The organism is Streptomyces sp. NPDC034099, from assembly GCF_055575415.1.
The window spans coordinates 36,913-51,611 of sequence record NZ_JBVISR010000002.1 but is presented as its reverse complement, the minus strand read 5'-3'; the positions used below and the strand labels follow the sequence as shown (position 1 = coordinate 51,611).

General features: G+C 68.8%; 8 protein-coding genes and 1 pseudogene. 3 read left to right on the top strand and 6 right to left on the bottom strand.

What is annotated here, in order from left to right:
* Positions 1-65: 65 nt before the first annotated feature.
* Together ACZ56V_RS05325 and ACZ56V_RS05320 are read right to left on the bottom strand one after the other, a co-directional pair.
* Positions 66-695 (bottom strand): hypothetical protein, encoded by a 630-nt coding sequence (locus ACZ56V_RS05325; protein ID WP_468939473.1) that lies wholly within the window; start codon positions 693-695, stop codon positions 66-68.
* On the bottom strand, positions 692-1,909 hold the full coding sequence (locus tag ACZ56V_RS05320) for an AAA family ATPase (RefSeq protein ID WP_387688004.1): 1,218 nt from the start codon (positions 1,907-1,909) through the stop codon (positions 692-694). Before ACZ56V_RS05320 ends, ACZ56V_RS05325 begins: the two co-directional genes overlap by 4 nt.
* 294 nt (positions 1,910-2,203) lie before the next feature.
* Here ACZ56V_RS05320 and ACZ56V_RS05315 point away from each other — a divergent pair, with 294 nt between their 5' ends.
* Positions 2,204-3,259: a beta family protein gene (locus ACZ56V_RS05315; RefSeq protein WP_468939469.1), complete on the top strand. Its 1,056-nt coding sequence runs from the start codon at positions 2,204-2,206 to the stop codon at positions 3,257-3,259.
* Positions 3,260-3,306: 47 nt separating this feature from the next.
* On the opposite strand, the gene ACZ56V_RS05310 is transcribed toward ACZ56V_RS05315, so the two are convergent.
* Genes ACZ56V_RS05310 through ACZ56V_RS05300 form a run of 3 tightly spaced genes read right to left on the bottom strand, consistent with a single transcriptional unit; the run spans position 3,307 to position 8,146 of the window.
* A complete protein-coding gene (locus ACZ56V_RS05310) occupies positions 3,307-7,209 on the bottom strand; it encodes a caspase, EACC1-associated type (protein ID WP_468939467.1) in 3,903 nt (1,300 codons plus the stop codon).
* Positions 7,210-7,215: 6 nt separating this feature from the next.
* Positions 7,216-7,611 (bottom strand): effector-associated constant component EACC1, encoded by a 396-nt coding sequence (locus ACZ56V_RS05305; RefSeq protein ID WP_329524246.1) that lies wholly within the window; start codon positions 7,609-7,611, stop codon positions 7,216-7,218.
* 52 nt (positions 7,612-7,663) lie between these two features.
* Positions 7,664-8,146 carry an ATP-binding protein gene (locus ACZ56V_RS05300; protein ID WP_468939463.1) on the bottom strand — a complete coding sequence of 161 codons (483 nt, stop codon included), beginning with the start codon at positions 8,144-8,146 and terminating at the stop codon, positions 7,664-7,666.
* A gap of 255 nt (positions 8,147-8,401) precedes the next feature.
* Here ACZ56V_RS05300 and ACZ56V_RS05295 point away from each other — a divergent pair.
* Together ACZ56V_RS05295 and ACZ56V_RS05290 are read left to right on the top strand one after the other, a co-directional pair.
* Positions 8,402-9,273: pseudogene (locus tag ACZ56V_RS05295) on the top strand (helix-turn-helix domain-containing protein).
* Positions 9,274-9,275: 2 nt separating this feature from the next.
* Positions 9,276-9,473, top strand: a complete 198-nt coding sequence (locus ACZ56V_RS05290; RefSeq protein ID WP_387687994.1) for a DUF397 domain-containing protein — start codon at positions 9,276-9,278, stop codon at positions 9,471-9,473.
* A 61-nt stretch (positions 9,474-9,534) separates the two neighbouring features.
* Here the strand turns inward: ACZ56V_RS05290 and ACZ56V_RS05285 are convergent, their stop codons facing one another.
* Complete coding sequence (locus ACZ56V_RS05285; protein ID WP_468939459.1) at positions 9,535-14,697, bottom strand: DNA methyltransferase family protein; 5,163 nt, start codon at positions 14,695-14,697, stop codon at positions 9,535-9,537.
* Positions 14,698-14,699: the final 2 nt, after the last annotated feature.

Sequence of the window (14,699 nt, the reverse complement as noted above, 5' to 3'; positions counted from 1 at the left end):
TATATCCGCGGTGCGGTCGGTCCGGCGGCCTATCACCGACCGGAGCCGCAGGTCAGGTGGGCTGGCTACCAGGCGGCCAGCTCGGAGACGAAGTCCTCGTACGACTGGTTGCTCCCCCGGGGAGGGATGACTTTTCCGTCGTCGCCGAGCGCCTTCTCCATGATGCGGGGGGCGTCCGACACGTCGTAGGCGGGTCGCCACGAGTGCTCTCTGAGGACCTTCTTGGGGTCGTGGACCTTGGTGAGGTCACAGCCCTGGTACCTGGCCTTGAGGACCCAGGTGGAATTGACCTTGGTGAAAGCGGAGGGGAATTGCATGAGCCAGGCCTCCATCTCGAAGGCGGCCAGCGCCACCGCCAACGGACACTCGAAGGTGTTCTCAAGTTCGTTCTTGATGCGTGCGCGGACCTCGTGGTACTTCTCCTCGTTCACCAGGTCGAGGTCCACGTGCACCACGATGCCCGCCAGCTCCGCCCGCGCGGACGCGCCCTGGACGAGGGTGCGCAGTCTGTCGATGCGCGGGGTCAGCTCCTTGTCGGCTTCCCTGAGGTAGGTCTTCTCCTTGATGTTGACGATCTTGGTGTTCGGGCGGAACGCCCTGAGCAGGTGGCTCAGGACCTCCCGGTCGAAGTTGCTTTCGCCCGCGACGACTATGACGGGGTTCTTCCTCGGGCCAGCCTTTCCCTTGCCTTTCACAGCCCGCCCCCCAACGTGTTCGCGAACCACAGTTCCCCGATGGGCATGCCTTCGGACGCTTCGATGACCTCGCGCACCTCGTCCGGTGTGAGTGCCGGGATGCGTGACGATCCGTCCGCGTCCCGCTCGCAGACCACGAACTCGTCCGGGGTCAGTTCGCTGACGAACACGGGGGAGTGCGTGGTGACCAGGAACTGCGCCCGGCGGCTCGCCTCCCGCAGGCGCGCCGCGAGGAGTTCCAGCGCGTGCGGATGGATGCCGTGGTCGATCTCCTCGATGCAGGTGAGCACCGGCGGCTCGGGGTCGTGGAAGATCGACAGGAGACACAGGACGCGCACCGTTCCGAAGGAGGCGTCCTCCAGGCGGGTGCGTCCTCGCAGGCCTTCTTCCTCCAGCTCGATCGAGAGGTGGTCGTACGTCCCTGGGGTGTCCACGATGTGGACTTCGCGGATGTGGGGGATCACCGCCCTGACGTCCCGCAGCAGTGCCTCCCAGATGTGCCTGCGGCCTTGCTCGTCCCTGATGGCCTGGAGCGTCTTGAGGAAGTCCGCGAGGTTGGAGGCGTCGTCCTTCAGGTGGCGCCCCGAGCTGCTGATCGGGGCGGGTTTCCGCGCGGCCCGCACATCCGGGTCGAAGACCCGGATGCCGGCGAGGTGTCCTTTGATCTCCTCCACCGCGAGGGCGGTCGGACTGTCCGCGACCCAGGGCAGTCGCTGGTGGAGAGCGGACGCCATCCGGTCCAGTCCGACGGCGTCCTTCAGGCCGTCGGACGCGAGGGAGCTGCTGATCTCCGCGGTCGTGCTCTTGAGGTTGAGGGAGGTTTGCGTGTCCCGACGAGGGTGCTGGGTGAACCGCTCCTGCCGGTAGAGGACTTGGCTGCGCGATGACACGCTCCGCCGGTTGACGCTCAGCTCATAGCTGTCCGGCTGCTCCTTCGACGCGTAGTCCGACCAGATGCCCTCGATTCCGATCGTGATCCGGGACACCGGTCTGGAACCGCCTCGGAAGGCCACGGTCTCGAAGCCGCCTCGCTCTTCCAGCGCCTTTTCGATGCCGTCTTCGGACACGCTGCGCAGGAACTCCAGAGCGTGGAAGACGTTCGACTTGCCTGCCGCGTTCGGGCCGACCATGACGGTCAGTGGCCCGAGCGGCAGTTTCGTGTCGGTCAGGGTGCGGAAGTTCCGCACGGTCAGACCGAGTATCCGGTGGTTCACGCCTCGCGCCCATCGTGGAACGGCCGGGCGGTGGCGCCCGGGCAGCGAACTGGTTGGCGCACGGCGGACGGTCCCGAGGCATGCCGCTGAGTGCCGCTCAGTTCCCCATGTGCATCGTCCACTTGGCGCGTCCGACCACCGAGCATCACGAAGCGTACAACTTACGTCACACCGTCACCAGGTACTTGAACACATCGGCCACGCGGGCCGAAATCGCTCTCTTTTCAAGTGCTCCGAGGCGAACGGACTCTGGTGGGAAGGGATGCGCACGGACGGTGCCGAGGGGGAGCCGCGATGTCCGGACCGCTCTATGTTCCCGTTCTGCCGACGCGGCCGCACGCCGCCGCGGCGTTCCGACTGCTGTGGCCGGACGTCCGGGCCGCGATCGGGCCGCTGTGGAACCTACCGCCGCTGCCCGGAGCAACCCCGGAGACACTGCCCACGGTGGTCGGCAAGTACGTCGACCCGGTGAGCGCCGTGAGCCGTCATGGCGGATGGATAGACGCTCCCTTCGGTGAGGACGCCCAGACCGCCGCCCTCGCCGAAGCGCTGTCCGTCTACTGCGAGTTTGGGCGGCTCCGTCCGGTGACCGGTCCAGAGCGGACCGAGGCGCAGCAGACGGGAGCCGTGGAGACGGCCCGCCGCTGTCTGCGCGGACTGGGCGTTCGGGTGCGGGTCCCGAGGGAGTGGGACGACGGCCTCGGGGAGGACGTCCGGGACCTGCTGGCCCGAACCGGTTCTGAGGTGCCCGTGGATCTGCTGCTCGACATGGGCGCGGTTCTCGACGACCGGCCCGACGCGGGCAAGGAGGCGCTGCGCGCTCTCGACGCGCTGATGCCCATGACCGACTGGCGGAGCGCCGCTCTGCTCGGAGGGGCCTTTCCCCGCGTCACCGCCGACATGCTGGAGGAAGGATGGTGCGAGAGGTCGCGGGCGGAATGGCGCATGTGGCACGAGGTGCGCGCGACGGGTCATGCCTATGCTCCGCTGCTCGGTTACGGCGATTACGGGGTACAGCCCCCGAGCGCCCTCGCGCAGGCCCGGGCACCGGGAAGGAAGGGCGGGCCGCCCTGGGGCGTGCTCCGCTACACCACCGATAGTTCGTACCTCATGTTCAAGACGCTGACCCGGGGGCCCGACCGGATCGCCGTCAACCGGAGCGCGGCCCGCCGGATCGTCGAACTGCCCGAGTTCAGAGGGGCGGGGGACGGACAGGGCGAGGAATGGCTGAGCGACTGCGCACACGGCCCGCTCTCGACCAGCGAGGGCGTGGGCGGGCCCACGGAGTGGTTGCGGGAGGGCAACGTCCAGCACATGACGCACCTCGTGCGGAGCCTGCCCGGCGGCTGAGCGGCCGCCGGGCCTGGCCGCCCCGGCCCAGCAGACCTGCCCGGCGCTCAGTCGAACAGCGGTGCCAGCGCGCTCTCACCCGCGATGATCCGCCAGGCGGGCACCCGCACCGTCCGGCTCACGGGGCAGGGCTTGGCCCCGTGACCACCGGAGGGGAGTCCGGCGAGCAGGTCGCCTCGCGCGTGGGTCAGCCGGAGGTGCCGCGCGGGGTCCGCACCGGGCCTTGGGCCGGGGTCGATCAGCACCGCCGTGTTCTCGCCGGCGTCGGTGAGCAGCAGGTCCACCGGGTGGCCGCCCACCAGCACGGCCCGCTCCAGATCGGTGATGCCCCGTCCGGCCAGGTACCGCTGCAGGCGGTCGGCGAGGTCTGCGCGGGCCTCGGTCACCGGGCCGGGCGCGCCGGCCTCGGCCGTCGTGCCGTCGTCGCCCGCTCCTAGAGGCGCCGAACGCCCGGCGAGGAGGGCGGGCAGGCCGCTCTGGTCCTGCCAGAAGGCACGGCCGCCCACCGTGATCAGCTGCGACTTGGCCCGGGTGACCGCCACGTTCCACAGGTTGACCTGGCTCGCGACCCAGTGTGTCGTCCGGGGCGGTGTGTTGTGCGCGGCCACCGGGCTGAGCACCATCACATCCCGCTGTCCGCCCTGGAAGGTGTGGACGGTGCCGACCCGGACGCGGTCGTCGTCCCGCCACATCCGTGCCAGTGTCTCCTTCTGCGCCCGGAACGGCGTGACCACTCCTACCGTCGCGTCCTGCGGAAGCCCCGCCAGCAGTCCGTCGACCACGTGCCGCACGGCCGCCGCCTCCTCCGCGTTGCGCCAGGACTGCCCGTCGCCACCGCGCGCCGACTCCCCGGACGGTACGTCGACCCAGCCGAGCACCGGCGCCGGGTCGGCCGCTCCCACCGGGTCGTGCGCCGGCACCTGCCGCCGCACGTCGGTCAGCACCCGCAACCGGCCGCCGTAGCAGTGGCCGTTGACGACGTCCGCGATCCGCGGGTGGCAGCGGTAGTGCTCGTCGAGGAGCAGCGCGCTGTCGCCGTGCTGTTCGGCCGCGTGGTACGAGGAGTACACGTGGTAGGTGAGGCGGTGATGCTCCAGCTGCGCGGCGCTCAGCCCGGCCCGTACCCGTGCCTGACGCTCCTGCTGCGGTGACACGCCGGGGATGTGCCCGAGCTGCATGGGGTCGCCGATGATCAGTGCCCGGCGGGCCCGGAACAGCAGCGGCAGCACCGACGGGATGGAGCACTGACTGGCCTCGTCGATGACCACGAGGTCGAACAGCTTCGGGGTGAGTTCCAGTTGCCGCACCGAGTGGGTGCTGACGGCCCAGCCCTTGATGTGCGTCATCAGGTTCTTCTGGCTGCGCTGGTAGCCGGAGCGGCGGCGGAGCGCCTGGAGCCGCTGGTTCATGAGCCCGGTTGCCCGGTTCAGGGCCTCGGCGGACAGCGCGCGGGACAGTTCCGCCGACAGCCCGGACAGCGCCTCCGCCGTCGCGAGCCGGGACTGCTTGAGCCCTTCCTCGTCCCATTCCCCGTGCCGGTGGACGAGTTCCCGCACCTCCCGCTCCACGGACACGGTCCCGGCCAGGGACTCCAGCAGCTCGGGCGGCACGGGTCGTTCCGTCGACCACTCCGGCCATGCCGGTCCGGCGCCGTCCGGGCGCTCCACCCCCGCCGTGACCAGCGCGGCGAGCGTCCGCCCGCGCCGCCACGACCCCAGCTGCCACCAGCGGGCCACGGCCGTCTTCCGCGCCCGCTCCGCCCACCGGCCCAGCGCTGCCACGCCGTCGACATCCGCCGCCCAGACCCCTTCGAGTAGGGGTAGGGGCAGCTCCAGAGCCGCAGCCCGCTCCTCTCGGTTGCGGAGCAGTTCCAGCAGCCGTCCCTCCTCGCCGACGCGATGTGCCGCCTGCGCCCGCAGTCGGTCGGCGTCTCCCCGGGTGTTGCGCAGCTCGCCGCCCACGGTGGCCGACCCGCGCCGCGGCGCCCCGGCCGGTTCGGCGAGCAGGCGTTCCAGTTTGGCCGCCTCCCGCTCCAGCGCCTCCGCGTTGCCCGTCCGCATCAGTAGCCCGGGGGCGATGTCGTCGCAGCGCTGGGCGACGACGTTCACGGCCTCGTTGTTCGTGGAGGCGACCAGCACCGACTGCCCCGCGGCGACACAGGTGGTGACGACCGCCGTGACGACCTCGCTCTTGCCCGTGCCGGGCGGCCCGGTCGCCACCGTCAGCGGCTGGGTCATCGCCGACGAAATCACCAGTTCCTGGCTCTCGTTGCACGGTCCCGGAGCGACCGGCGTCACCGGGCTCGCCGCGACGGCGGTCGGCGCAGGCACCTGCCGGGCCCCGCCGTTCAGCAGCGCGTCCAGGGCGGTGCCCGCGATCTGCGTGGTCCGCGCGGAGATCTGGAGTAGGTTCTCCACCAGTGCCTGGGTGGCCATGGCCTCCGCGCCCGAAGGCACCAGCAGCACGGCCGCGTTGTGCGCGCCGGGCCGCAGAGCCTGCATCACCGTGCGGTCGCTCAGCGCGGACGGGTCCAGCGGTTCGAGTTCCGGCAGCCCCAGCTCGTCCAACAACTCCCTTATCGCGCGCAGCATCTGCGCGTCGTTGCCCTCCTGCCAGGCCGGCTGCCAGCGTGCGACCAGGTCGGCCGCGTCACCCGCGTCCAGGAGTTCCGAGACGACGCCGCTGTGCAGGGACGGCACCCCGCTGGGCCGTAGCACGTCCCGGCCCTCCTCGTCCGGCGCCAGCTCCATCTGCTGGATGAGCAGCGGCGCCAGCTCCACCGTCGCGCGCCGCCCCCGGCCGGCGTCCCGCGCGGGCAGCGTGATCGCCGGATAGCCGTACCAGTACTCCTGCCGTGTCCCCGCCTCGGTGTCCGGGCCGCTTCGCCCCTCCTGCAACCCGAGCAGCGCTCCGGGCGCGACGATGTGCGGTCCGCGCCCCGACTGGATGGTCTCCTCGCCCTGGGCCAGCAGGAAGTACTTCTTGTTCCGGCTGCTGTCCCGTTCGGGCCGCATTCCGGCCGCCGCCTGCGCGGTGAGGCAGTCCGCGTAGTACCGCAGCAGCCGCTGCCGGTCGACGCCGTCCCGCTCGTCCGCCTCCGCCAGCTCCCGGGCCTTCAGCAGCGCGGGGGAGCGCCGGACGGTTCCGGCGGCGTCGTGGGGGAGCGCGGGGAGCCGCACCGGCCGTGCCACCGACCGGGCGAAGGGAAGGCTCCGCGTCGCCCTGATCGTGGACTTGGTGGGCCGCTGCTCCTCGGGTACGCCGTCGCGGGTCATCTGGGCGGTCAGGTAGTCGAAGAGGTCGTCCGGGGTGATCCAGCCGCCCTCCTTGATCCGCCCGTTGCGCAGCCCCTCGACGATCTCCCCGGTGAACCGGGAGGTGCCGAGGTCCGACCCGGTCGGCGCCAACGCGGAGGCCGCCTGGAGGGCGTCGGACGCGGTGATGAAGTACACGCCGGTCGGCCGCAGCAGGGTGCTCGGCGCGGGCCGGTCCGGTTCCCCCGACGGGCCCTTCGCGGTCCAGCCCTGCACGACGGACCCGCTGGAGCAGCAGTCCAGCAGCACCAGTTTGGAGGCGGCCCGGCAGGACTGCAGCATCCGCTCCAGGAACTCCGCCGGTACGGCCGTGCCCGGCAGGTCGGCCGGGTCGGTGTCCCGGGTCAGGAAGTACAGCTGGCCGTCCTGCTCGCAGTACTCGCCGTGCCCGCTGAAGTAGAGCAGCGCCGTCTCACTCGGCTGCCGTGCCTCCAGGAACGTCTCGACCGCGTGCAGCATCTCCGTGCGCGTCGGCTCGGCGGCCAGCGCGCACTCGTTGTACATGCCGATCTCGGTGTTCTCCAGCACCGCCCGCATGTAGTGCAGATCGGCCCGTACGGCCGGGAGCTCGGCGTACGTCTCGCTGTCGTACGTGGAGACGCCGACGAGCAACGCGTGCCGGTCGTTGTCGGTCATCGCCGCTCAGCCCGCCGTCGTCGCCGTCGTGCCGTCGTCGACCCTGTCGTCCGCGAGGAACCGCTCGATGAGTGTGTCGTCCTCGCGGGCCTCCTTGCCGGTGATGTGCAGGACCGCCCCGTCGGGCCGCTTGACCACGATGGTGCGCTGCGGGACCCGCGCCAGCCACGTCTGCACCAGCGCGACGACGAACGAACCGGCGCTCAGCAGCAGCCCGACGGTCTCGGCGGACGGCCCGCCCTTGTCGCCGGCCCCCGCCAGACTGCCGGGCTCGGGAAGGTCCAGCCTGGCCGTGGGGTCCACCTCGCCGAGCGCGGCGAGCAGTTCCCGAGCGTCCTTGCGGGCGCGCAGCGGATCCTCGTCGACGACGGAGATCAGGTATCCGGTGTGGTTGTCGGGCATGGCGGTCTCGTACTCCCCCTGGATTCACCGGCTCCTTGCCGGGCGAACGAGACTAGTGGCCGCCACTGACACCGGACGGCCAAGTGGGACTGTCGTCCCGGCCGTTGGCGTGAAACCGGTCGACGATGGCCGGGGCGTGCGTGTCCCGCGTCAGGCGCAACTCCGCCCACACGGTCTTCCCCGGCGCACCCGCGCGTGGGGCGACCGCCCAGCGGGTCGCCAGCCCCGCCACGATCAGCAGGCCCCGGCCGGACTCGGCGTCGCCGGGCTGTTCCCGGTCGGAGAGCAGCGGCACGCGTTCGGTCCGGGTGTCGGTGACCTCGACTCGCAGAGAGTTGGTGTGCTCGGTGAGCCGCACGTGGAAGTCCCTTCCGTTGACGTGCCCGTGCCGTACGGCGTTGGCGGTCAGCTCTGCGGTGATCAGCGTGAGGGTGTCGTTGACCCGGCCGCCGTACGGATGCCCCCACGTGTCGAGCCGGTGAGAGACCAGCCTGCGGGCGAGGCGTGCGCCGCGCGGGGAGGAGGTGAAGGCCATTGCGAACTCGTGGAGGGGGCGGGTGGTCTCGGATTCGCGTGCGGCATCGGCATCGGCTTCCGTGTCGGCTTCGGGGGTTCGCCGTGTGGGGGAAGTTCGGCTGTTCATGTGGCCCACGCTGCCGGTGTCGTCCTAGCGTGACCAGATACGGCGCGCACACGGAGAGTCGCTGTAGGTGTGCGGTACGCGAGTGTAGGCGGGGCAGAGCGTGACGGTCGGCTCGAGGGCGCGTTGGCCGGGGGAGGTGGTAAGGGGATGAGTGAACCGACGGGGCTTGTGGACGAGGCGCCGGAGAGCGGCGACGGAGAGGGGCGGCAGCCGGAATCCGACGCTGGCTCAGGTGTTCTGCGGGTCTTCGGGCGGCAGTTGAAGCGGTTTCGGGTCCGGGCTGGTCTGGAACGGGCCGAGTTCGGTTTGCTGACGGGGTATTCGGTGTCGACCATCGCGGCGTACGAGCAGGGACGCCGGGTGGCACCGCCGAGGTTCATCGACAGGGCGGACGAGGTACTGGACGCGGGCGGGGTCCTCCAGGAGATGAAGGAGGAAGTGGCTCGGGCACAGTATCCGGCGTTCTTTCGGGATGCGGCGCGATTGGAGGGGGAGGCGGTTGAGTTGTGGGTGTACGCGACTCAGGCGGTGCCCGGACTGCTTCAGACGGAGGAGTACATGCGGGCGGTGTTCGGCATGTGGAGTCCGTTGCTGGACGAGGAAACCGTGGAACAGCGAGTTGCGGCCCGTCTCGCACGCCAGCATGTCTTCGAGCGCAAGCCTGCGCCGCTGCTGAGCTTTGTCATCGACGAGGCGGTTTACGTCGGCCGTTGGGCGGCTGGTCGGTCATGCGTGGTCAACTGGAACAGTTGATGTTGGTCGGAGCGTTCCGGAACGTCGAGATCCAGATCATGCCACTCGACCGAGAGGACAACGCAGGCGTGGACGGGCCGTTCACCTTGTTGTACCGCGCTGGAGGTGATCAAGTGGCTTACCTGGAAGCGCAGGGGCGCAGCACAATGGTCAGTGACCGGCAGGAGGTTCAGGGAATCGCGTCGCGGTACGGCATCATCCGTGCGCAGGCTCTCACGCCGCGCGAGTCGCTGGACTTCGTTGAGAAGCTGCTTGGAGAGGTGTGAAGGTGAACGAGACCCCCGGTGCGGTGGACGAACTGACCTGGCGCAAGAGCAGTCACAGCGGTGGGGCTGGAGGAGAGTGCGTCGAGGTCGCTGACTGCGCCCATGTGGTCCGTGTTCGTGACTCCAAGGATACGAGCCGACCTGCTCTCTCGGTCGCTGCTGCCGCCTGGGCGGCGTTTGTCGGCTTCGCTGCTCAGTAGGCGACAGGTCTGCCCCCGGTTCTGTACCGGGTGCAGACCTGTGTCAGGCCGCGTTGGCCGACTACGCGTTCGCCTTCTTGGGGGCGGGCGGTGTCCAGCGGCCTGCGGCGATCTCGGCGTCCAGCCGCGCTTGGAAGTGTGCGTGAGCCGCCCGCATCTCGGCCTCGCGGTCGGCTTTGTAGAAGGGAGCCTCGTAGCCCTCGGGGGGCTGGGTGTGCTCCGGATCTTCCAAGTGGGCAATGAGGTCGAGGTAGTCCTGCTTGGTCTGGCCGTGGCCGTAGGCGTGGAATGCGCCCGAGATCTTGCGGCCGTTGGCGGCAAAGTAGGTCACTGATTCGAAGTCGTACAGCTGCGGGTATCGGGACTTGAAGATCGCCACGAGTTGGTCGGCCGTGATGCCCAGCCAGACGGAGACCAGCGCGTCGATCTCTACACCAGCGGCGCGGCGCTCGTGCTCGGTGCGGAGTGGTGTGGTGTACGTCCAGGTTGGATTGAGGCCGGCGGCGAGAGGCTTCAGGTACGGCCAGGAGGGGTTGGCCCATTTCTCGTAGCCTGCCCAGGTGGGGTCGAACAGTTCCTTCCAGAGCGGGGCATAGTGCGTAGTGAGAGCGTTCAGACGAAGAGTGCGGAGAAGCAGTGCGGGGCTTAGCGGATGCGTTGGTTCTGGGGCTGGCATCTTGCGGGCCTCTCCGCTAAGTAGGTTGGAACGACCTGTGACGCGCAGTAGATAATCAAGAGGCAGTGATGCCCAGAACCCTGCGTTCAAGACGGTGAGGAGATTATTCTCCAAGGCGACTGAATTCACGCCATCGACATGGGTAGGGCCTGGAGGAATTAGGGCTGCGTGGAGGCTTAGGCTGGAGTTGAAGGGAATCATTCTCCGCCATGCCATCCTAAAGAAGTGGCTGTAAGGCTCACCATGCCAGGTATCTTGGCTCTGCAGGTATCTCTCTTTTCCTGTAGCCCGTACGTAATTGGTTACGGGTACATAGGACTCATCTAGATTAGTAGGTGTGAGCAGGCTCCAGTCCTGAATGCTTCTACATGGGATCCTCGGTTCCTTTGAGAAGGGGAGAGCCGAGGAGAAATGTGGACCGTGCAGGATGACATCCGAGAGTTCGGGTACGGCTTGGTTGGCCCAGCGGATCAGCCCGTCCTTTTTGGCGTTAGATTCATGGTAACCGCTTGAGATCATCGGCTCGTAGTCGTTCAGACTCTTACTGTAAGAGGCCAGCGCTTCGATTGCACCTTGCTCGCCAACAAGAACTGGATAGAGCAGAGGGGCCTGCTCCACCCCACCCGTTGAACCTGTCAGGGCGTGCCAACTGGTCAGTAGCGCAGTATCCACATGGACTACGCGTTCACGGTGCGGGCGGATATCCCAGGAACCGTTGTGTCTAATGCTGGGTGCCGGGCCTGTTCCATCGTGTGTGACTGAATTGGGCAAGACTTCCGCATTGCGAAGCTCGCTTACATGTAGGAAGTCGGGCTCTTGTGGATCGCCGTAGATGTGAATCCCGAACTCGCGAGAGTCAGTGAGGTCTTCGAATGCCCAGTACGCCGAGTTTACAAAATGTGCATGGATTCGAAGGTGCCGGTACGCGGCAGCCCGAATGGCGCCCTCGCGCACACCTCGGAAGTGTGTATCGGGATGGATCAATCCCGCGCCGCCATGAGACGTGATCTGCTGCCATACCCGCGTCATGAAAGCTCGATACAAGTCACCCTGCGTACCGACGAGGAGGGGATACGTGGTTGGGCTCCCCAGCATTGAGGCGGCCCCAGTATGTGTTGCTAGCTCAGCGAGAAGGAATTCTTGAGCGGCTGCACTCGCGCCTACCACATCTCCCTTGCGAAGTCGCCACTCTGCCGCGCCTGGCCGTTCCACCAGTGCAAACCACGGCTCCAACTCCGCCAAAACCAGGTCCTCTCGCCACTGCGGCCGAACCCAAGGCGGATTCCCCACCTGCAACTCGAACCCACCACGCGCAAACACCTGCGCGAACTCCAACTCCCAGTGGAAGAACCCCTGCGCCTTGGCCACATCTCTCGCCGCGCCCGCCCACAAGAACCGCTCCTCCAGCGACTGGAACCGGTCCATGCCCATCCACTCGGGCAGCTCGTCCTCGTAATCGGACAGGCGCTTCAGCGTCTGAAACGTCGGCACCAGCGACTCCTCCGGCACATCCTGCGTGCCCAGCAGCGCCTCGGCGAAGTCGATCCAGTCGTCCAGGTCGGCGAGGCCGATGACGTCGCGGCGCTCGCCCCTGATCTGCTCAGCGCGGCGGCCGGCGCGGCGGCGGGACACCGAATCCCGCGTCAGCGTCATCTGCTGGGGCTCGGCGCTGAAACCTGGTAGGGCATCCGCTTCCCAGGCCAGCAGGACATCGTCGACGCCGGTCTCCTCACCGCCCTCAGCGCTCACCACCTCGAACTCCGCCGCCCGCGCGGCCAGCGCCTTCGCCCGCGCGTACCGCTCGTCCGTACCGTCCAGCAGCGCCGTGCTCTGCACGGGCCAGAACCACAGTGCGCACCATGCGTCCATGAGCGTCTTGAGGCGCCAGTAGGGGGTGTCCTCCGCCTGGAGTTCGGCCAGCACCGTGTCTCGCTGTACTGCGACCTCCGGCCGGCGCAGCCAGTCGTCGTCCGCTCCCCACACCTGGATGCGACGGGAGATGTCCCGCTCCGACAGCTCCAGCCGTCGTACTACGAGGCCCCACAGGTACTCGGCACGGCGGGCCAGCCCTTGGAGCCGGGCCGTCTGCTTCGCCGTCGGGGACTTCGTGACCGTCTTCCGCCACGCGGCCAGCGCCTTCGACTGGGCCGGGGCGAGTGCCTTGGCCTCCTTCTCGGCGGCGACGGGACCCCACTCCTTCGCCGGGAGGAGGAAGTGGTGCACCGAGCCTTCCGGAAGCGGCGCCCCCTCCACTGCCTCCGCCAACGGGAAGCGCTCCGGAGTGGTCCCCAGCCAGCCGCCCTTCTTCAGCCGGTCGGGGGAGTACACCTCCCGCCGCCCGCCGATAAGCGAGTTACCCCGCCGCAGGTGCAGACCGAACCAGGGGGCCTCCATACCGGGGTGCATGGTGTTGAGCCACAACGACACCTCGGCCAGTTCCACGGCCGTCTCGTTGAGGTCGACGCCGTAGGAGTTGTGCAGGGCGATGTAGGCCTTGGCCTTCTGGAGTTCGACGGCGTACTGGTCGGTGTCGATGGAGCGGCCCAACTCCGTCTGCCTGCGCCGCAGATACTCCGCCGCCACCTGGTTGATCGCCTCGTTGAGGAACGCGCCCGAGCCAAGGGCAGGTTCGCAGATCCGCCAGTCCAGGAGGTCCTTCGCCTCCGTGGTGTCGGTGAGGAGCTGCTGGAGGGCCAGCTGCACGGTGACCCGCGTCAGCGACTCGGGCGTGTAGTACGACGCGGAGGTCTGCCGGTCGCGGCCGGAGAGGCGGTACACGAACGAGCCCGGCGCGTACCGCACGCGGAGCTCCTCACCGGTGACCCGGTCCCGGCGTCGTACGAACACGGAGTCGTCGTAGTCGGCGATCTTAGACTTCGGGACCAGCCAGGAACCGTCCTTCGGGTCACCGTGCTTGGCGACCTCGTACAGCTCCTCGCCCGCGATGAAGCCGCTGTACGACATCAGGCCCTCGTAGACCGCGCCGAGCTGGTTGATGCCGAGCTGCGCGTACGAGATGAAGCCGCCGCGCTCCCCCCGCTTCCCCTGGGTGATCATCAGGCTGTGCAGCACCTGGTGGAGAGTGGCGTTGCGCAGCCGGGTGTCCAGGTAGCGGACGGACTCGCCCCGGGCGAGGGCCTCGTCCGAGTCGTGGCGCGGGTCGGGGAGGCTGTCCGCACCGATCAGGCGGATCGCGTCGCGTTCGAACAGCTTGCTGTGCAGTGGCTCGAAGCGCAGGCCGACGTCCTCGCTCGTCTTCTCGTCCGCCGTGTCGTCGTCGGCCGGTTCCACGCCGTGCGTGCGGCGCGGGCGGTAGCCGTCCTGGACCTTGCTGAACAGCAGGTCCAGGGACTCGTAGAGGTAGAAGCCGTTGCGGGCGGTGTCACCCACCGGCTCGCGCTCGGCGACGAGTTCACCGAGCCGGCCGAGCCCGTAGCCCTGCTGGTACTCGGGATAGTCGGCGGGCAGGATGCCGAGCTCGGGGCGGGCCTCCGCGTACAGCAGGAACAGGATCCGGTAGAGGTAGCGCAGCGACTCGCGGGTCAACCGGCGTCCGAGGTCGGGGAGTTCGCCGATGTCCTCGGGGCGTACGCCCTGCCCGTGCAGCCGCTGGAGCACCTCGTTCGCGATCAGTTCGACGCTCTTGCGCAGGCCGTCCCGGAGTTCGCTGGAGACGCCGACCGCGTGCTTGGCCGACTTGCCGACCAGCTCGGCCAGCGGGTTCTCGCCGCCCTCCTCCGGCGTACGCAGCGAGTCCGCGCCGAACAGCGCGGCCACGGTGTCGAGTTCGCCGCCCGCCCGGGTGTCGTTGCGCTGGAGCGCGGTGTCCAGGGAGACCCCGAGATAGCGTCCCTCGCCCCACACCGCGCGGTCGGCGAGGACGATCACCCCGCCGCCGAGAAGCAGCACGTACCGGGGCGGTTCCTCGCAGGCGAAGAGGAACTTGGCCAGCTTGTCACCGGTCTCCACTGGTGTCGGGCCGTCGAGTGGTACTGGCTCCAACAGTCGGCCCCGGCCCTTCGGGTCGGCGGCGGCGTCCGGCTCGGCGGCCCAGCCACAGTCCAGGGCGACCAGGCCCTTCTCGCAGTGCGCGACGGGGACCTCGTATGTCTGGCCGGCACGCACCACCGTGTGGGTCGTGGGCTTGGCGTCGTATCCGAGGGCCCGCAGTACTTCGGCATTGAGCGCCCGTACCTGATCCCGCCACTGCGGATTGCCGTACGTGGCCTTTTCCTCGTCGGCTTCCCGCGCCACGGGGATGTTGTCCTCATCCTTGGGGAGCGCGAACGAGGACCGCGCGCGGAAGTAGTCCCGGCGCAGCGCCCGCAGTCCGGCGCGCGGGGTCACCGGGAGTTCGGTACGGCCGGGCGTCGGCGCGGCGGACGTCTCCTCCTCGGTTCCGCCGTCGTCACCGGCGGGCGGCTCCGCCGCCTCCTCGCGCTCCTTCCACCTCTGGAGCAGGCCCGACTTGAGATCCTTCGGCAGCACCTCGGCCAGGTAGTGAGCCGAGAAGTAGTCGCCACGGTTGACCAGGGAGTCGTACGTCATGA